Source organism: Streptomyces sp. NPDC039736, from assembly GCF_055596485.1.
In genome coordinates this window covers 57,727-76,763 of sequence record NZ_JBVIUQ010000001.1, presented here as the reverse complement: position 1 = coordinate 76,763, position 19,037 = coordinate 57,727, and the positions used below count along the sequence as shown (strand labels likewise).

Genomic DNA, 19,037 nt, shown 5'->3' with positions numbered 1-19,037 from the left:
GCCCTCGACGCGCCGGCCGCTTCACCCGCGGCCTCCCCGGCCCGGCGCACCGCGGGCCGACGCACCCCGGCCCGGCGCACCGCGGGCCGACGCACACGGCGGAGGGGGGACACCCCCGTCGGCACACCGGCCCACGCCTTCCCGATTCGCTGACGCACACTTCCCGGAAGCGTCAGCGGTAGCCGTCGCCGCTGTCGCCCGACGGCAGGTCGCGGCACTCGGCGGCCCGTTCGTCGATCGGGCGCCGCTTCAGCAGGTCGAGCGCGCGCTGCTCGCCTCGGCTGGTGGCGTACCAGGGGTCGTCCTCGTCCAGCCCCTTCCTGATCGCGTCCAGCGCGCAGCTGCGCAGGGGTTCGGGCAGCGTGTCCAGGGCCGGCACGGCATCCGCCGACAGGTCCTGGAGGTACTCGACGTCGATGGTCCGGTGCTTCTCGTACCGGGCGACGTTCCGCTCCGCGACCAGCGCGTCCGGCGAGGCGAGACCGAAGGCGAGCACCGCCGCCCCCGCGCTCGCCGCCACCGCGCGGGGCAGCCAGCGCGCCCCGAAGACACCGGCGGCCATGATCAGGACGAGCACCACGCCGAGCCACAGCTCCATCGCGGCCACCGAGACGCGCAGGCGGGTGAGCCCGTAGGCGTCGACGTACATGTTCATCCGGCTCAGCGCGGACGCGACGACCACCAGCGTCAGCAGACACAGCGCACCGAGCACGGAACGCACCAGCAGGTGATCGCGCGCACCGCCGCGCGGGGCCCACCGCTTCGCGAAGGCAATCACGACGATCGTCAGCAGGGTGGCCCAGAGGAGCTGCCAGAAGCCCTGCCGGGCGTACTCGGCGCGGGACTGGTCCATCACGGCTTCGTAGCCCCGCAGGAGCACCGCGAGCTGCACCCCGTTGAAGGCGGCGAACAGCAGGTTGAGCACGATCAGCGGAAGGGCCCATTCCAGACGCTTGCGGGCCCGTCCGGGCCTGATCGTGGCCTTGTCCCACTGGTGCGGCGCGGCAGCCGTGCGGGCGGCGGCGAGCGCGCCGACCAGCCCGAGGAGGAAGAGCAGGAACCGCCACGGCCCGTCGCCGACGGAGACCTCCGGCACCAGCTTGCCGAGGAGTTCGGCGAAGGCGGCGTCGGCGCTGACGAACAGGGCCCCGAAGACCACCAGCAGGCCGACGGCGATCGCCGCGGTGCGGAGCACGGGCGCCCAGCGGTCCCGGGAGCCGTTCGCCCGCTCGCGCATCCCCCGCCAGCCCCAGCGCACGCCCGGGACCAGCGAGCCGACGATGCTGACGGAGCCGATCAGCACCCCGGCCCAGGAGCGGCTGCCGTGCAGCGCCAGCGAGCCGAGCGCGAGCGCGGAGAGGACCGCCAGGAAGGTCGGCCAGCCCGCGTCCCGCAGCGCGGGCACCGCGAGGAGCGCCAGTCCGCCGAGCCCCCACACCAGCGTCCAGGGACGCGGCCTGCGCCCGGCGGCCTGTGCGGCGAAGTACGCGGCGAGGGCCGCGGGCACGGCGACGACCAGGAGATTCAGGCCGAGCCCGGCACCGAGGAACAGGGCGCTCAGCAGCCCGGTGGCCAGCACCGTCCACAGGGAGGCGGTCTGTATCCGGGCCGGGGGCGCGGGGCGCACTCCCGCACGCCATGCGGGCGGCTCGGCGGCCTTCTTCTGCCGCTGCTGCTCCCAGTGCTGGTGCGCCTGCCACTGCTGCCACTGCTGGTACTGCCGCAGTGGGAGAGCGGACTGCTGCTGCGCTGCGGCGGGGGCCGGCGGTTGCGCGGCGGCGGTCGGCGGCTGCCGCTGCCCATGTCCCGGAGCGACGGGAGGCTGTGGTACGGCGTCCTGCGGACCGGCGTCGGGTTCCGTGCCCGCGCGGGCGCGCGACGCGGCGGCCTCCCCCTCGGGCGGCGCGGGCACTGCGGACGGCGACGGTGCTGCGGACGGTGACGGTATCGACGGTTGTGCGTCGTCAGGCACGGGACCCCCTCCCGACCGGCTGCGTTCCGCGTCGCGCAGTACGCGAGGAACCGCACCCGGTGTCTCTGTGAGCGCGCGCCGGTGATGATCAACGCGGCGGCGTGGCCGTCAGCGTAGCCCGGGGCCCGCACGCCGGCTCCGGCGGCCGCACGGACCCGGACGAAACCGTGACAGGGCCCGGCCGCGCGGAAGGGGCCGCGCCGGCACAGCCCCGCGCGACCCCGCCCCGTACGGGACGAACGCTCAGACGGCCCGCGCCGCCAGCCACCGCGGCAGTGCCTCGGTCCGCTCCAGCCACTGGCGCGGCGGAGCACCGGCGGCGGCGCCCGCGAGCACCCCGCCGACGATGGCGCAGTTCGTGTCGACGTCGCCGCCGACCTGCGCGGTCCGCCAGAAGGCGCCCTCGAAGTCGCCCAGCCCCTTCGCCGCGGCCCACAGCGCGAACGGCACGGTGTCGTGCGCGCTGGTGCGCCTGCCGCAGCCCAGGACCGCCGCGACGGTGCTCGCGTCGTCGTAGTCGAGCATGTCGCGCGCCCTGCGCAGCCCCGCCCCGACGGCGCTGCGCGGGACGAGCCCGATCACCCCGTCGAGCAGGGCCTCCGGCGTCGGCGGTCCGGCCGCACCGGCCGCGAAGGCGGCAGCGGCGGCGACCGCCATGGCGCCCATGACCGCTTCCCGGTGCTGGTGGGTGACGTACGCGGAGATCTCGGCCTGATGGGTGGCCTGCTCCGGGTCGTCGGCGTACCAGGCGCCCAGCGGCGCGATCCGCATCGCGGCGCCGTTGCCCCAGGAGCCGCGCCCGTCGAACAGCGCGGCGGCCAGCTCCCGCCAGTCGCCGCCCTCGCGCACCAGCCGCAGCATGCGGTTGACCGCGGGCCCGTAGCCGCGGTCGAAGTCGTGGTGGTCGGCGAAGGAGCGCGCGAGGGCGTCCTGGTCGATCCGTCCGTGCCCGGCGAGCACGGCCACCACGGAGGCGGCCATCTCGGTGTCGTCGGTCCACTGCCACGGTCCTTCGGGCAGCTCCCGGCGCTTGAGCAGGGGGTAGTGGGCGGGTACGAAGAACTGGGAGCCCAGTGCGTCTCCCACGGACAGCCCGCGCAGGCTGTCGAGCGCGCGCGTGAGGCGCGGGCCGGAATCGGAGTCAGCGGTCATCGCTGTGCACTCTAACCGGTGGCACCGTACGACTCCGGGGTGCACCAGTGCTCGAACGGCCGGTCCAGGACGTACCTTCCGTCGTCGCCCAGCTCCAGCACCCGCATCTCGGCGTTGTCCGGATTGGACAACGACTCGAATTCGGCGACCGACCAGTGGAACCAGCGCATGCAGAACAGCCGCATGGTCAGGCCGTGCGTGACGATCAGGACGTTCTCGGGGTGGTCCTCGGCCTCGAAGCTGCGGTAGAGGCTCTCCAGGAAGGCGCCGACCCGGTCGTAGACGTCGGCTCCGGACTCCCCCTGGGCGAAGCGGTAGAAGAAGTGCCCGTAGGCGTCCCGGTAGGCCTTCTGGAGGCGTACGTCGTCGCGGTCCTGCCAATTTCCCCAGTCCTGCTCGCGCAGCCTCGGCTCCTCGCGCACCCGCACCCGCGCGGGGTCGAGGTCGAAGGCGCGGAAGGTCTCGTGGGTGCGCCGGTAGGGCGAGACGTACGCGCTGATCCGCTCGTCGCCGAAGAGCGCGCGCAGCCGCTCACCCGCCGTGCGGGCCTGCTGCCAGCCGGTGTCGGTGAGTCGCAGGGCGTGGTCGGGTTCGCGCTCGTAGACGGTGTCGTCGGCGTTGCCCTCGGACTCGCCGTGCCGGACGAGGACGATGCGTCGCGGTCGTGCCATGCCGAAACCCTAGTTCGAAGGCGCGGGCCGGGCTCGACCGGGCTGCCCCAGCGCCCCCATCCGGCGTACGGGACCCGCCGCGGAACGGTCGCACCGGCCTTGACCGCACCGCCCGGTCGCACCGGCCCGGTCACACCGTCCAGTACGGGTCCAGGTCCACCACGTCGCCCGTCAGGGCCGCCACGTCCGCCTCGGTCTGCGCCTGGAGCGACAGCCGCTCCACCCGGTCCGCCCGGTACTTGCCGCGTTCGGCGGCCCGCTGCCACATCGACAGCACCAGGAACTCGTTGCCGGGGGCCTCCCCGAACACCCCGCGCAGCATGCCGGGCGAGCCCGCCATCGCCGGGTTCCACACCTTGCGCTGCATCAGCGCGAAGTGCTCGACCCGGTCCTCCCGCACCGTGCAGTGCGCGACGCGCACCACGTCGGCGTCGGTGAAGTGCGGCTCGAAGCCCGTCTTCACGTCGAAGCGGTACTCGAACAGCTTGACCTGACTGTCCTTGTACGTTCCCGACTGTCCGGCGGCGAGCCGCTCGTGCGAGCGGGCCATGAAGGAGTCGTAGAAGGCACGGCTCTCCCAGAAGGCGAAGACGTGGGCCACCCCGTCCCGCCCTCTGCTCCAGCCGCCGCCCTGCCCCCGGAAACCGGGTTCGCCGAGCAGCCCCGCCCATTTCCGCTGCCCCTGTTCGAACCCTCGACGGTCCACGGCAGTGCAGCGAATCCACTTGACCAGCACCGCGCCATCGTACGGCCAGGAGGGTGGCGGAGGTCACCCCGCGACAGGGCGCGCTCGCCAACTGGGCCTCCCCGTTGGCCTGTTCCTTTCCCCCCTGTTCCGTCAGCCCCCATGTGCGCCGCGCCCAGGCCGACTTGTCGCGCCCGGTGCACCCTGTGAGGATCGGCGGACGACTGGAAGCGGGAGGGACAACACCGTGAGCAGCTTCAACAAGGGCATCCGGAAGGCCGAGGTCACCCTCAAGTGGGACCCCAGCCCGCGCGGCGCGCCCGCCGCCGACCTCGACATCGTCGCCGCCGTGTACCGGGCGGACGACCCGTACGACAACCCGGTGTACCTGGTGCACTTCGGCAGCCGCTCCCCCGACGGGACGATCACCCTGCACCGGGACAGCAAGACGGGTCAGGGGTTCGGCACGGACGAACAGATGACGATCGAGCTGGAGCGCCTGTCGCAGGAGTACGGACGGGTGGTGCTCGGAGTGGCGATCCAACAGCGCGAGGGCCGCTTGGAGTTCGGTGACATACAGGGCACCTCGATGCGGGTGGCCGAGGGCTACACCGAACTCCTGAGCAGCGAGTTCGGCACTGTCGCGCGAGCCACGTCGGCCACTGTCGCGGAGTTCGTGCGCGAGGCCGACGGGACGTGGGACATGCATGAGACGGTGCGCGGCTTCGACGCCGAACCGGAGGAGTTCACCGGGCTGATGGGCGTACGGCAGCGCTGACCCGCGGGACCCGCGGACGGGTGCCGGTGTGCCGCGCACCGGCACCGGCGTGCGCGCACGGCAGTGGGCGGCGGCTCCTCACGGAGTCGCCGCCCACTGCCGTGTCACCCCTTCACCGGGGCGTCAGCCGTATCAGCTGCAACCGCTGGTCGAGCCGCAGCCCTCGCAGATGTAGCAGGAGCCGGCGCGCTGCATCTTCGTACCGCAGGAGAAGCACAGCGGGGCGTCGGCGTTGATGCCGAGCTGCATCTCGACCAGTTCGGCCGAGGTGTGCGGGGCGTTCTGCTTCGGGGCCGGAGCCGGGGCCTCCACCTTGGGGGCGACGGCGACCGAAGCCAGCGGGGCGGACTGCGAAAGCCCCTCCACCTCGAGCTCCTGCTCCTCCAGCGTCGGCTCGTACGAACCGGTGTCGAGGTGGCGCTGACGCTCCTCGGCGGAGTGGATGCCGAGCGCGGAACGCGTCTCGAAGGGCAGGAAGTCCAGCGCCAGGCGGCGGAAGATGTAGTCGACGATCGACTGCGCCATCCGCACGTCCGGGTCGTCCGTCATGCCGGCCGGCTCGAAGCGCATGTTGACGAACTTCGAGACGTACGTCTCCAGCGGCACGCCGTACTGGAGGCCGACGGAGACCGCGATGGAGAAGGCGTCCATCATGCCCGCGAGGGTCGAGCCCTGCTTGGACATCTTCAGGAAGACCTCGCCGAGACCGTCGTCCGGGTAGGAGTTCGCGGTCATGTAGCCCTCGGCGCCGCCCACGGTGAACGAGGTGGTGATGCCCGGGCGGCCCTTGGGGAGGCGCTTGCGGACGGGGCGGTACTCGATGACCTTCTCGACGGCCGTGCGGATGGTGTCCTCGGCCTTGGCCGTGACGGCCTCCTTCTCCTTCTCCTTGGTCTTGGCGGAGAGGGGCTGGCCGACCTTGCAGTTGTCGCGGTAGATGGCGAGCGCCTTGACGCCCATCTTCCACGCCTCGAAGTAGACCTCCTCGACGTCCTCGACGGTGGCCGTCTCGGGGAGGTTGACCGTCTTGGACAGGGCGCCGGAGATCCAGGGCTGGATGGCGGCCATCATGCGGACGTGGCCCATCGCGGAGATGGAGCGCTCGCCCATGGCGCAGTCGAAGACCTCGTAGTGCTCGGTCTTCAGGCCCGGGGCGTCGATCACGTTGCCGTTCTCGGCGATGTGATCGACGATCGCCTCGATCTGCTCCTCCTGGTAGCCCAGGCGGCGCAGGGCCTGCGGGACGGTGCCGTTGACGATCTGCATCGAGCCGCCGCCGACGAGCTTCTTGAACTTCACCAGCGCGAGGTCGGGCTCGAGACCGGTGGTGTCGCAGGACATCGCGAGACCGATGGTGCCGGTGGGGGCGATGACCGAGGCCTGCGAGTTGCGGAAGCCGTTCTTCGCGCCGAGGCGCAGGACGTCCTGCCAGGCCTCCGTGGCGGCGGCCCAGATCGGGTTGTCCAGGTCGTCGACGTGCACGGCCGCGGCGTTGGCGTCGGCGTGCTGCTTCATGACGGCCTGGTGCGGCTGCGCGTTGCGGGCGTAGCCGTCGTACGGGCCGACGACCGCGGCCAGCTCGGCGCTGCGCTTGTACGAGGTGCCGGTCATCAGCGAGGTGATGGCGCCGGCGAGGGCGCGGCCGCCGTCGGAGTCGTAGGCGTGGCCGGTCGCCATGAGCAGGGCGCCCAGGTTGGCGTAGCCGATGCCCAGCTGGCGGAAGGCGCGGGTGTTCTCGCCGATCTTCTCGGTGGGGAAGTCCGCGAAGCAGATGGAGATGTCCATCGCGGTGATGACCAGCTCGACGACCTTGGCGAAGCGCTCGGACTCGAAGGACTGGTTGCCCTTGCCGTCGTCCTTGAGGAACTTCATCAGGTTCAGGGAGGCGAGGTTGCACGAGGTGTTGTCCAGGTGCATGTACTCGCTGCACGGGTTCGAGCCGTTGATGCGGCCGGACTCCGGGCAGGTGTGCCACTTGTTGATGGTGTCGTCGTACTGGATGCCCGGGTCGGCGCAGGCCCAGGCGGCCTCGGCCATCTTGCGGAAGAGGGACTTGGCCTCGACCTCTTCGATGACGTCGCCGGTCATGCGGGCGCGCAGGCCGAACTTGCCGCCGGACTCGACGGCCTTCATGAACTCGTCGTTCACCCGGACCGAGTTGTTGGCGTTCTGGTACTGGACGGACGTGATGTCGTCGCCGCCCAGGTCCATGTCGAAGCCCGCGTCGCGCAGGGCGCGGATCTTCTCCTCCTCCTTCACCTTGGTCTCGATGAAGTTCTCGATGTCGGGGTGGTCGACGTCGAGGATGACCATCTTGGCCGCGCGGCGGGTGGCGCCGCCGGACTTGATGGTTCCGGCGGAGGCGTCGGCGCCGCGCATGAAGGAGACCGGGCCGGAGGCGTTGCCGCCGGAGGACAGGAGCTCCTTGGAGGAGCGGATGCGGGAGAGGTTCAGGCCGGCTCCGGAGCCGCCCTTGAAGATCATTCCCTCTTCCTTGTACCAGTCGAGGATCGACTCCATGGAGTCGTCGACGGCCAGGATGAAGCAGGCGGAGACCTGCTGCGGCTGCGGGGTGCCGACGTTGAACCAGACCGGGCTGTTGAAGCTGAAGATCTGGTGCAGGAGGGCGTACGCCAGCTCGTGCTCGAAGATCTCGGCGTCCGCCGGGGAGGCGAAGTAGCCGTAGTCCTCGCCGGCCTTGCGGTACGTCTTGACGATCCGGTCGATGAGCTGCTTGAGACCGGTCTCGCGCTGCGGGGTGCCGACCGCGCCGCGGAAGTACTTGCTGGTGACGATGTTGACCGCGTTCACCGACCAGAAGTCGGGGAACTCGACGCCACGCTGCTCGAAGTTGACCGAGCCGTCGCGCCAGTTGGTCATGACGACGTCGCGATGCTCCCAGACCACCTCGTCGTACGGGTGCACGCCCGGCGTGGTGTGGATGCGCTCGATACGCAGACCCTTGCCGCCCTTGGAACCCTTGCTGCGGGAACCTCGTGCCGGGCCGCTCGTCGTCTCGGTCATGCCGCCTCCCATATCGGGCTAAAACGCCCAGAAGTGCCCAGTTCTTCCCGGGGCACGGTGTGTGTCGTGGCGTCCCGGCCGTCGCAACGGCGTCCGGGACAGGTCGTGAAGTTCTTGGAGCGCCGGCTCCTCGACTCGTCGTCGAGAGGCGCCGGCGGGGGCCGAGCTAGTCGGCCGCCGCCGCGGGCACGGGAACCGGCGGATTTCCGTCCGGTCCGGCCTGCTGGGCGGAAGTCTGCTGGTCACGGAGTTCCGTGATGGCGGTCTCGAAGTCCTCCAGCGAGTCGAACGCCCGGTAGACGGACGCGAAGCGCAGGTAGGCGACGACGTCGAGTTCCTGCAGCGGGCCGAGGATGGCCAGACCCACGTCGTGGGTGGTCAGCTCGGCGCTGCCGGTGGACCGGACCGCCTCTTCGACCCGCTGGCCCAGCTTGGCGAGGGCGTCCTCGGTGACCGGACGGCCCTGGCAGGCCTTGCGCACACCGGAGATGACCTTCGTACGGCTGAAGGGCTCGGTCACACCACTGCGCTTGACCACCATCAGCGAGGCCGTCTCCACCGTGGTGAAACGGCGGGAGCAGTCGGGGCACTGACGGCGCCTGCGGATCGACGTCCCGTCGTCCGTGGTGCGACTGTCGACCACTCGGCTGTCGGGGTGCCTGCAGAAGGGGCAGTGCATGGTTCCAAGGCCTCCTTCGCGGCACGTCTGAAGAGCTTCGGCAGGTCGCGTGGCGGACCCTGGAAGCAGCTCCCAGCATAGTCGATTCCGAGCCACAGAAGGACCACGGACCACAACTGGTGGGCAGCCGGAACGATCCAACCACTAGATGTGGGGTTTCGGCGACTCTTCACCCCTATGCGCGTGTCGCACCGCAAAGCCGCGGAAAACCGGGGGGAAGACACCCACGAGCCGTCGAACCGGGGAAGCCGACGGGAAGCCGGGAGCCCGACCGCCCACGAGAGTACGGGACGCGCCGCACCCGACGGGATCCCCCTCCCCCGGACGGCTCAGCGGAGAGCCGCGGGACACCCGGCGGCGCCTCGCGGCGCGGTGTTCGACCGGACGGGACCCGACGGAGAAGGCTACCGCAATGAGCCGAATTGCCGTTCGGGCCGAAGGGCGCGAACCTGTGACCCTCCCCCCGTAGATCACTGCGGAACGCTCGTTCCATACACCCATCCGTACGAATAGGGCAGCCATTCTGCGGTTTTTCACTCGAACGTGTGTTTGGCGCAACCTTTCGAAAGCTACTACCGTTGTCCGGTCAGGGAGACCATTCGAGAGGGGCCGACCATGACCACCACCGCGGACAGCGCAACGATCGCCGCCCAGGACCGCTCCCAGGGCCGACTTGAGCCGGTGCATGCCATGAACGACGCGACCACGAACGCCGAGGGCGGCAAGCCCGCCCGCTCGCTGCCCGGCCGACCTCCGGGCATCAGGGCGGACAGCTCGGGCCTCACGGACCGGCAGCGACGGGTGATCGAGGTGATCCGGGACTCGGTGCAGCGCCGGGGCTACCCGCCGTCCATGCGCGAGATCGGGCAGGCGGTCGGGCTCTCCAGCACGTCCTCCGTCGCCCACCAGCTCATGGCTCTCGAACGGAAGGGCTTCCTGCGCCGCGACCCGCACCGCCCCCGCGCCTACGAGGTGCGCGGCTCCGACCAGCCGAGCACCCAGCCCACCGACACGGCCGGAAAGCCCGCCGCGTCGTACGTGCCGCTGGTCGGCCGGATCGCGGCGGGCGGTCCGATCCTCGCCGAGGAGTCGGTCGAGGACGTCTTCCCGCTCCCCCGCCAGTTGGTGGGCGACGGCGAGCTCTTCGTCCTCAAGGTCGTCGGTGACTCCATGGTCGAGGCCGCGATCTGTGACGGCGACTGGGTGACCGTGCGCCGCCAGCCGGTCGCGGAGAACGGCGACATCGTGGCCGCGATGCTGGACGGCGAGGCGACGGTGAAGCGCTTCAAGCGCGAGGACAACCACATCTGGCTGCTTCCGCACAACGCCGCGTACCAGCCGATCCCCGGCGACGACGCGACCATTCTGGGCAAGGTCGTCGCAGTGCTGCGGCGTGTCTGACGCCCGCCGCGGTGATGTGAGAGGGCCCCGGGACCACTGAGGTGGACGCGCCGGGGCCCTCTCACGTCAGGAGCGGGTGCCCCGGCCCTGCTCAGGCGCCCTCGGCCTTCGCCGCCGCGTCGATCGCGGCCAGCGACCGGCGCACCTGGTTGCGGTCCACGGTGTACCAGAAGTCCGGCATCGACGCCTTGAGGTAGCTGCCGTACCGGGCGGTGGCCAGGCGCTGGTCCAGGACCGCCACGACGCCCTTGTCGCCCGTGGCCCGGACGAGCCGGCCCGCGCCCTGTGCCATGAGCAGCGCCGCGTGGGTCGCGGCGACCGCCATGAAGCCGTTGCCGCCGTTGTCCTCGACCGCCTTCTGGCGGGCGCTCATCAGCGGGTCGTCGGGGCGCGGGAACGGGATCTTGTCCATCACCACGAGCTGACAGCTCGGCCCGGGCACGTCCACGCCCTGCCACAGCGACAGCGTGCCGAACAGGCAGGTCCGCGGGTCCGCGGCGAACCCCTTGATCAGCTCGCCGAGGGTGTCCTCGCCCTGGAGCAGAATCGGCAGGTCGAGCCGCTCGCGCAGCGCCTCCGCAGCCGTCTGGGCGGCCTTCATCGAGGAGAAGAGGCCGAGCGTGCGCCCGCCCGCCGCCTCGATCAGCTCGGCCAGTTCGTCGAGCATGTCCTCGCGCCCGGAGTCCCGGGTGGGACGGGCCAGGTGCTTGGCGACGTACAGGATGCCCTGCTTGGGGTAGTCGAAGGGCGAGCCCACGTCGAGGCCCTTCCACTCCGGGAAGTCCTCGCCGTGCCGGCCCTCGGGGGCCAGGCCCAGGGAGGCGCCGACGCCGTTGAAGTCGCCGCCCAGCTTGAGGGTGGCGGAGGTGAGGATCACCGAGCGCTCGGTGAAGAGCTTCTCGCGCAGCAGCCCGGACACGGAGAGCGGCGCGACGCGCAGCGAGGCGGTCCCGTAGCGCTCGTTGCGCTCGAACCAGACCACGTCGTACTCGGAGCCGTTCGCGATGCGCTCCGCGACCCCGTGGATGTTCTCGACCATGGCGAGGGCCTGCTTGCGGACGGCGTCCTCGTCGGTGACGGACCGGTCCTTGGTGGAGCCGAGCGCCGAGATCACCGTGCGGGCGGCGTCGCGCAGCGCCATCAGCGCGTACCCCAGGTCCTCCGGGATCTCCTCCAGGCGGCCGGGCAGGGCCAGCTCCATGACCCGCTCGAAGCTGTCGGAGGCGGTCAGCAGGGCGTCCGCCGCCTTCTCGTTGACGATCTTCGAGGCGCGCTTGACGGCCCGGGTGACCTGGGACGGGGTCAGCTCGCCGGTGGCGACGCCGGTGACCCGGGAGACCAGTTCGTGCGCCTCGTCGACGATCAGCACCTCGTGCTGCGGCAGGACCGGAGCGCCCTCGATGGCGTCGATGGCGAGCAGGGCGTGGTTGGTGACGACGACGTCCGCGAGCTTGGACCGCTCGCGGGCGGCTTCGGCGAAGCACTCCGCGCCGTACGCGCACTTGCTGGCGCCCAGGCACTCGCGGGAGGAGACGGAGACCTGGCCCCACGCCTTGTCGGAGACGCCCGGGGTGAGGTCGTCGCGGTCGCCCGTCTCGGTCTCGTCGGCCCAGTCCCGCATGCGCAGCAGGTCCTTGCCGAGCTTGCTGCTGGGCCCGGAGGACTCGTAGCTCTCGATCGGGTTGAAGAGGCCGTCCTCCTCGTCCTGCGGGGCGCCCTCGTGCAGGCGGTGCAGGCAGAGGTAGTTCGACCGGCCCTTGAGCATGGCGAACTGCGGGGTGCGGCGCAGCAGCGGCTTGAGCGCCTCCACGGTGCGCGGCAGGTCCCGCTCCACGAGCTGGCGCTGGAGGGCCAGCGTGGCCGTGGCGACCACGACGCGCTCGCCGTGCGCGAGGGCCGGCACCAGATAGCCCAGGGACTTTCCGGTGCCGGTGCCCGCCTGGACGAGCAGGTGGGAGTTGTCGTCGACCGCGTCGGCGACGGCCTGGGCCATGGTGACCTGGCCTGGCCGTTCCACGCCGCCGACGGAGGCGACGGCGGCGTGGAGGAGCTCGGGGAGTGAGGGCTTCGTCATAGCCCGACCACCCTACGACGCGGCACTGACAACGACGGTCACAGCCGGTTTCCGGCCGCTGCCCGCGAGGCCGTCACGGCCGGTGCAGCGGGTTGGGCACGGTGCCGTGCACGGTGGCGTGCGGGCGGTGCGGGCGGTCGCGGTAGCCGTCGGTGTGCAGCCGGTTGCGGTTGAGGCAGAGCCGCTCCAGCCGGGGCGCGAGCAGGTCGAACATCTCGAAGCGTTCCTTGAGTTCCGGGAAGCGCGCCTGGTACTTCAGGATCTCGGCCCGTACGAGTGACCAGAACTCGGCCTCGGGCACGCCCAGTTGCTCCTCGCACAGCGGCGCGAGGTACCGGTACACACCGATGAAGAGACCGGACTGGATGAACTGCGGCAGGAAGGCGGCCGGTTCGGTGAGCAGGGTGGCGCGGACGTCGTCGGGCATGGTGTCGCGTTCCGGCAGCGGTTCCTCGCTGACGTTGACGTCGTCGACGAAGTCCTTGATGGCGAGCCGGACCGGCACGTCGTGCGCATCGTGGACGACGATGGCGTTCTCGCCGTGCGGGGAGAACACCGTGCCGTACCGGTAGAGGAAGTGCAGCAGCGGCGGCAGGGTCGCCGCGAACAGGTGGCGCAGCCAGCTCTCGGCGGCGAGCCCGGAGCGGTCGACGAGCTCGGCGACGAACGCCCGCCCCTCGGGGTCGGTGTGCAGCAGCGCGGCCAGGGTGCGGGCCCGCTCACCGGGGTCGAGGCGGCCTTCGAGGGGTTCGCGCCAGATCGCGCCGAGGAGTTCCTTGTACTGGTACGGGGCCTCCGGCAGGTGGTCGTACACGGGGTGTTCGACGGCGACGGAGGCGACTTCGCCGAGCAGCACGACCCGGCACTCCTCCTTGAGGTACGCGTCCGTGTCGTACAGCCCCTGCATCCACGCGGTGACGGCGGGCGCGGCGACGGTGCGTTCGGTGGGCAGGCCGCGCCAGACGAGGGTGTTGAGGACCGACAGCGGCAGCTTGACGGTGTGCCGCTCGGGACGGCTGACGTTGAGGAAGGTGCGGATGGACTGCTGCGGCAGTCTGAGGTCGTCGTCGGCGGGCAGCGGGACGATCTCGCCCCGGGCCACGGCCGGTGCGAAGAGCGGCAGGATCGCCTCGTCCCACTGCCAGGGGTGCACGGGCAGCCAGAGGTACCCCGCCGGGTCCAGGCCCCTGTCGCGGAGCGCGGCGGCGAAACGCGCGCGGGTGGCGGCGTCGAGCTCCTGGTCGTACAGCCGTTCGGGATCAGCGAGCGGGGGGATGCCCTGGTAGCGGGCGAGGGCGGTGCTGACGGCGATCCACGGGAGCCGGACCGGGGTGCGGCCCTCCGGGGCCCAGGCGTCGGCGTCCTCGGCGGAGAAGCCGACGCGGCCCTTGTTGAGGACGAGCCAGGGGTGGCCGGTCTGGTGGCCCTCCAGTTCGGCGTAGGAGAGCTCGGCGAGGCGGGCGGAGCTGACGGCCGTGTGGTCGAGGCGGGCGTCGGCGGCGAGCGTGGCGGTCAGCTCGCGGATCAGGTGGCCGAGGGTGGCGCCGTCGAGGCCGAGCAGGCGGCGGGCGAGCACCAGGAAGCGCACGGGGTCGTGGAAGGGGCGGCGCTCGGGGTGGTCGTGGTCCTGGAGCTCGATGGAGTCCTGGTCGACGCGCCAGCCGCCGTAGGAACCGCGGCGGGCGCGGAAGGAAAGTATCTCGCCGTTGTCGAGGCGGAGCGTGTGGGGTGTCGCCCCGGCGGCCGGCGCCGCCGCGTCCGGGACCGGGCCGGGGGCCGGGACCGGTTCGATGATCTCCTCGTACGCGAATTCCGCGAGCGTCTTGGCGAGCAGCCGGCCCGCCGCGCGCTCCCAGAGGGCTCCGGTCAGTTCGGGCGGGGCGAACAGGGCCGGTGCCGCGGGAGCAGCGGCTCGGGGGCCGGGCGCGGATATGGTCTGCGCCGGGACGGGGACGGGCGTCGGGACGGGCTTCGGCACGGTGACTCCTCGGGGTGGGAGCGATGCGGGACGGGTGGTGCGGCGAAAGCGTCGGGCCGGCAGGCGACCGGGACGGCGGGGCCGCCGCGGACGGGGTTACGTCTGTGCTGGGTGGGCGCGGTCACGGATCATGAGCGCGGCCCTCTTGTCGGGGAGGTCGACCTCCCCGGCGAGCCGGAAGCCCGCGCGGAGGAAGGCCCGGACGGACGCGGTGTTGCGCACGTCGGGTTCGGCGACGACGCGCGAGCACGCCGGGCGGTGGTCCAGGACGAGATCGGCGACGGCCCGCAGGAGCGCGGCGCCCAGGCCCCGCCCGCGGTCCGCCGCGTCGCCGAGGAGCAGGTGGACGCCGGTGTCGTGCGGGCGGGCGGGGTAGTGGCGGGCCAGCGGGTCGAGGTCGGCCCGGTAGATCTCCCAGTAGCTCATCGGGACCCCGTCGAGGACCCCCAGGCAGGGCACGCTGCGTCCGTCGCCCTCCCGTTGGGGGCGCAGGTGGGCGGCGGTGGTCTCTTCGGGCCCGGCGAGTTCCCAGAAGGCGGCGACGGCGGGGTCGTTCATCCACCGGGTGAGGAGCGGCAGGTCGGAATCCGGCCGCACGGGGCGCAGCCGGAACGTGCCCACGGGGGTGGCGGCCGCCGGCCAGTCCGCGACGGAGTCCAGGAGGTCGCCCTCCCCGGCCGGCCCGGAGCGGGCCACGAACCCGTCGGGCAGCCGGAGTTCCAGGGTGTCCTCGGTGTCCGGCCCTGCCGGGGGGCCGGTGCCGGCCCGGGAGGTGCTGCGGGGGACCGGGTCGGCTCCGACGTCGGTGCTCGCATCGGTGGTGGGCACGGCGGCGCGCTCCTCTCAGCGGGCCGGAGGGAGGCGGTCCCGCGGCTGAAACGGGTACGAAGTGGGGGAACTTTCCGGTGGGGGCGGGGCGTCGGGCGGGTCAGGAGTGGAGGGGGTTGGCGAGGGTGACGTAGACGGACTGGGTGTCGACGGGGCCCACGAGTTCGTCCAGGCCGTGCAGCCGGGTGAGCAGGTTGGCCTTGCAGCGGATGGTGGGCCGCTCCAGGAGCTGGGCGGGGAGTGCGGACCCGAGCCCGGTGGACTTGCCGAGGAACTGGCGCAGTGCGGCGATCAGGACGCGCTCGTCGGCGAGACGCTGGGCGCCGAACGCGCCGATCAGGCCGAGGATGTTGTTGATGCCGAGGTAGTAGGCGAAGCGCTCGTCGGTGACCGCGTCGCTGACGAAGGTGTCGCTGTGCTCCCCGATGCCGGGCAGCCGGGCTTCGAGAGCAGCGCGGTGGGACTCCCGGAAGTAGTAGCCCTGGTTGTCGCGGTAGCGTCCACCGGCCGGCCAGCCGTCCCGGTCGAGCAGGACCAGGGTGTTCTGCTGGTGGGCCTCCAGGGCGATGCCGGCCTGTCCGTCGAGCCAGAGCACGGGCCGTACGACCTGGTCGAGGTAGCGCAGGAACCACTCGGCGGACACCGCTCCCGCGGGCTTTCCGGTACGGGCGGCCAGTCGCGCGACGCAGTCCGCGAGCCGGGAGTGCATGCCGGCCCGGCCCGGCCAGGGGCGGGGTGCGGTGAGGCCCGCGACGCAGACGGCGTCGTCGTCGGGCCCGAAGGGGTTGTGCCGGAACACCACGTCGAGCCCGGTGACGGGTGCACCGTCGGGGGTGTCGACGGCGAGCCAGGCCGGGTCGCGGACGATGTCGAACCCGGGGTGGGCGGCGTGCCACCGCTCGGCGAGGCCGCCGCGCAGCAGCCGGTGCACCTCGACGCCCCGGTGGAGTTCCTTGCGGAGGTTCTCCCGGCGGGAGTTGGTGATGCGTACCCCGAGGGAGAGCTTGAGCATGGCGGTGGCGCCCGGCCGGTGCACGGTGCGTACGGAGGAGGTCGGGTGCCAGACGTCGCCCGAGGGCCCCAGGTCGTGCAGCAGCCCCTTGTGGAACAGGGCCGCGACGGCGGGACGCAGCGCCACCTCGCGGGCCTGCCAGGGGTGCAGCGGGAGCGGCGCCGTCCCCTCCGGCAGGCGCGGGTCACCGGCCAGCCGGGTGGCGAGCTGTTCGGCCTTGAGGGTGCGGCCGCGTTCCGTCCAGGCGGAGTCCTGGGCCAGTACGGAGCGGTCGACGGCCAGCCAGTGCAGGGGGAAGGAGCCCCGCAACTCCGGTGAGTAGCGGCGCGCTTCGGTCTCGGAGAGCCCTTCGCGGCTCTTGGGCGTGGGGTGCGTGGGGTGCCCGAGCAGCAGGGACTGCTCGGCGGTGAGGAAGAGGTCCGCCCCGGCTGCGGGCCCGGGGTCGGCGCGCCGGTCGGCGAGGAACTCGGCGGTCCTGCGCACCGAGTCGGCGACCCGGCCGGCCAGGTCGGCGCCGTCCGGGGAGTGGGTGCCCGCGGAGTCCTCGGGCGCCGTCTCCCGCCCCAGCAGTGCCGCGAGAGTCACCGCGTCGACGGTCGGGGCGTGCCCGGGGCCGCTCGCCAGCATCGGCATCCCGAAGCGGTGCCATCCGGCGGCGGACCAGTAGCGGACCGGGACCAGGAGCGAGGTGCCGGTGTTCGGGAGCGGGATCCGCAGGGTGTCGCCCCGGGGGCGGGCCAGGCCGGTCTCCCGTACCCAGCAGCGCAGGAGGTTCTCCACGGCCGCCGCGTCCGCCGCCGTGCGCGGGTCGGGGTGGTCGAGGAGGTCGGGGCGCGGCCCCAGCGGGCCGGGCCGCGGCCCGCTCGCCTTGGAGAGCTGCCGGGGAACGGTCACGGGCTCGACCGGCGAGTCCTGGGCTGACCCGGCGGGACCGGCCGTCGCTGACGCGGGCGAGCCGGCTGTCGCTGAACCGGTCGGGTCGGCCGTCGCTGAGCCGGTCTGGTCGGCCGTCGCTGACGCGGTCGTGCCGGACGAGCCCGGGCCGGCCGTCCCGGCCCCGTGGCCTGCCTCGGCTTCGACTGCGGTGTCCTCATCGGTGTCGGGTGCGGGAGTGGGGTTCACGGAGGGCTTCCTTGTGAGGTTGTTCCGGCGTGGGCCGGTGTCAGCGCGATGTGCCGGTGGGTTCCTGGCGGTGCTGCTCCTGGCGGTACGGTCCCGGGCCGTGCGGCCCCGCGCGGTGCGGGGCACGCACGACGGCGGCGGCGAGGGCGTCGGCGAACCGGTCCAGTACGGCGACGGCCTGTTCGTCGGTGAGGGTGAGCGGCGGCAGCAGCCGTACGACCGCCGAGTGCCGGCCGCCGACCTCGACGATCAGCCCGCGCCGCAGGCACTCCTGCTGCACGGCGGCGGCGAGCGCGGGTGCTGCGGGCGCGGGATCGCGCTCCGCCCCGCCGTCGGCCGGGTCCGTCGCGGGGGCGTCCCCGGCGGGGGCGGCCGACTGGCCCTCGGGGTCGACCAGTTCGACGCCGATCATCAGCCCGCGGCCCCTGACGTCGCCGATCACCGGATACTCCGCGGCCAGGGCGCGCAGTCGGGCGAGCATGCGCTCGCCGAGGGACCCGGCCCGCTCCGCGAGCCCGTTCTCCCGTACGTACCGCAGGGTGGCGGCGCCCGCGGCCATGGCGAGCTGGTTGCCCCGGAAGGTGCCCGCGTGCGCGCCGGGCCGCCAGGTGTCGAGCTCGGCCCGGTACACGATGACGGCGAGCGGCAGGCTGCCGCCGATGGCCTTGGACATCACCATGACGTCCGGCACGATCCCGCTGTGCTCGACCGCCCAGAACGCGCCGGTCCTGCCCACCCCGGTCTGCACCTCGTCCGCGATCAGCGGGATCTGCCGGGCCGCGGTGATCTCCCGCATCCTGCGCAGCCAGTCGTCCGGCGCCGGGATCACACCGCCCTCGCCCTGCACCGGTTCGAGGATCATCCCGGCGGGCCGCGGCACCCCGCCCTTGGGGTCGTCCAGCAGGCTCCGCGTCCAGCGCGCGGCGAGCGCGGCCCCCCGCGCGCCGCCGGTCCCGAACGGGCAGCGGTAGTCGTACGGGTAGGGCAGCCGCGTCACGCGCACGTCCTGCGCGCCTCCCGACGCGTCGAGCGCCCCGGCGGTCATGCCGTGGTAGGCCCCGGTGAACGTCAGCAGTCCGCTGCGGCCCGTGGCGGTGCGCACCAGCTTCAGCGCGGCCTCCACGGCGTCGGTCCCGGCCGGGCCGCAGAACTGCACCCGCGCGTCGGCGGCGAGTCCGGGCGGCAGGGTCGCGAACAGCTCGGTGGTGAAGGCGTCCTTGACGGGGGTGGCGAGGTCCAGGACGTGCAGCGGGGCTCCGGAGTCGATGACCTTCTTGATCGCTTCGAGGACCACCGGGTGGTTGTGCCCGAGCGCCAGGGTCCCGGCCCCGGAGAGGCAGTCGAGGTACCGCCGCCCGTCCGCCCCCTCGATGGTCAGCCCGCGCGCGCGTACGGGAACGATCGGCAGTGAGCGCGCGTACGTCCGGGCGGCGGACTCGCGCAGGGACTGCCGCCGCAGGATGCCCTCGTGCGCGACGGTCGGGCGGTCCGGCACGGCCGGGCGGTCGACGGTGGCCCGGTCGGGCCCGTCGGGCGGCGGGGCGGCACCCGGTTGCGCGACGAGCGCCGGAGCAGGTTCGGTCACGGCCACGACTGCTGGTCCTCCCCCAAGCTGTGCCTTTTGTCCGGTTCGGCACACTTCGCCCCGCAGGGTTGAACGC

Annotated in this window: 13 protein-coding genes; 2 read left to right on the top strand and 11 right to left on the bottom strand. The window is 72.5% G+C overall.

Features of this window, described 5'->3' with window-relative positions; translation table 11 throughout:
- Positions 1-172: 172 nt before the first annotated feature.
- The 4 genes from ACZ56L_RS00305 to ACZ56L_RS00290 all read right to left on the bottom strand — a co-directional run bounded on the left by ACZ56L_RS00305 (position 173) and on the right by ACZ56L_RS00290 (position 4,531).
- Complete coding sequence (locus ACZ56L_RS00305; RefSeq protein ID WP_471059909.1) at positions 173-1,972, bottom strand: DUF4153 domain-containing protein; 1,800 nt, start codon at positions 1,970-1,972, stop codon at positions 173-175.
- A 243-nt stretch (positions 1,973-2,215) separates the two neighbouring features.
- Positions 2,216-3,124 (bottom strand): ADP-ribosylglycohydrolase family protein, encoded by a 909-nt coding sequence (locus tag ACZ56L_RS00300; protein WP_345217358.1) that lies wholly within the window; start codon positions 3,122-3,124, stop codon positions 2,216-2,218.
- Between the two features lie 11 nt (positions 3,125-3,135).
- A complete protein-coding gene (locus ACZ56L_RS00295; protein WP_345217357.1) occupies positions 3,136-3,795 on the bottom strand; it encodes a histidine phosphatase family protein in 660 nt (219 codons plus the stop codon).
- A 130-nt stretch (positions 3,796-3,925) separates the two neighbouring features.
- Positions 3,926-4,531, bottom strand: coding sequence for a YdbC family protein (locus ACZ56L_RS00290; protein ID WP_401758030.1), 606 nt, complete (start codon positions 4,529-4,531; stop codon positions 3,926-3,928).
- A 196-nt stretch (positions 4,532-4,727) separates the two neighbouring features.
- Between ACZ56L_RS00290 and ACZ56L_RS00285 the strand changes: the two genes are divergently transcribed.
- Positions 4,728-5,258 carry a TerD family protein gene (locus tag ACZ56L_RS00285; RefSeq protein ID WP_345217355.1) on the top strand — a complete coding sequence of 177 codons (531 nt, stop codon included), beginning with the start codon at positions 4,728-4,730 and terminating at the stop codon, positions 5,256-5,258.
- A 132-nt stretch (positions 5,259-5,390) separates the two neighbouring features.
- Here the strand turns inward: ACZ56L_RS00285 and ACZ56L_RS00280 are convergent, their stop codons facing one another.
- Positions 5,391-8,282: a vitamin B12-dependent ribonucleotide reductase gene (locus ACZ56L_RS00280; protein WP_471059903.1), complete on the bottom strand. Its 2,892-nt coding sequence runs from the start codon at positions 8,280-8,282 to the stop codon at positions 5,391-5,393.
- A 166-nt stretch (positions 8,283-8,448) separates the two neighbouring features.
- A complete protein-coding gene (nrdR, locus tag ACZ56L_RS00275) occupies positions 8,449-8,961 on the bottom strand; it encodes a transcriptional regulator NrdR (RefSeq protein ID WP_345217353.1) in 513 nt (170 codons plus the stop codon).
- Positions 8,962-9,576: 615 nt separating this feature from the next.
- Here nrdR and lexA point away from each other — a divergent pair.
- Complete coding sequence (lexA, locus tag ACZ56L_RS00270; RefSeq protein ID WP_468683587.1) at positions 9,577-10,362, top strand: transcriptional repressor LexA; 786 nt, start codon at positions 9,577-9,579, stop codon at positions 10,360-10,362.
- 91 nt (positions 10,363-10,453) lie between these two features.
- Here the strand turns inward: lexA and ACZ56L_RS00265 are convergent, their stop codons facing one another.
- The 5 genes from ACZ56L_RS00265 to ACZ56L_RS00245 form a co-directional block, all read right to left on the bottom strand.
- Positions 10,454-12,436, bottom strand: a complete 1,983-nt coding sequence (locus ACZ56L_RS00265) for an ATP-dependent DNA helicase (protein WP_345217351.1) — start codon at positions 12,434-12,436, stop codon at positions 10,454-10,456.
- Positions 12,437-12,509: 73 nt separating this feature from the next.
- Complete coding sequence (locus ACZ56L_RS00260) at positions 12,510-14,369, bottom strand: IucA/IucC family protein (RefSeq protein ID WP_471061605.1); 1,860 nt, start codon at positions 14,367-14,369, stop codon at positions 12,510-12,512.
- Positions 14,370-14,510: 141 nt separating this feature from the next.
- Positions 14,511-15,242 (bottom strand): GNAT family N-acetyltransferase, encoded by a 732-nt coding sequence (locus ACZ56L_RS00255; protein WP_468683591.1) that lies wholly within the window; start codon positions 15,240-15,242, stop codon positions 14,511-14,513.
- A gap of 100 nt (positions 15,243-15,342) precedes the next feature.
- Positions 15,343-17,148, bottom strand: a complete 1,806-nt coding sequence (locus ACZ56L_RS00250; protein WP_471059897.1) for an IucA/IucC family protein — start codon at positions 17,146-17,148, stop codon at positions 15,343-15,345.
- A 268-nt stretch (positions 17,149-17,416) separates the two neighbouring features.
- Entirely contained in the window at positions 17,417-18,871 is a 1,455-nt protein-coding gene (locus tag ACZ56L_RS00245; RefSeq protein ID WP_471061602.1) for a diaminobutyrate--2-oxoglutarate transaminase family protein, read from the bottom strand.
- Positions 18,872-19,037 lie beyond the last annotated feature (166 nt).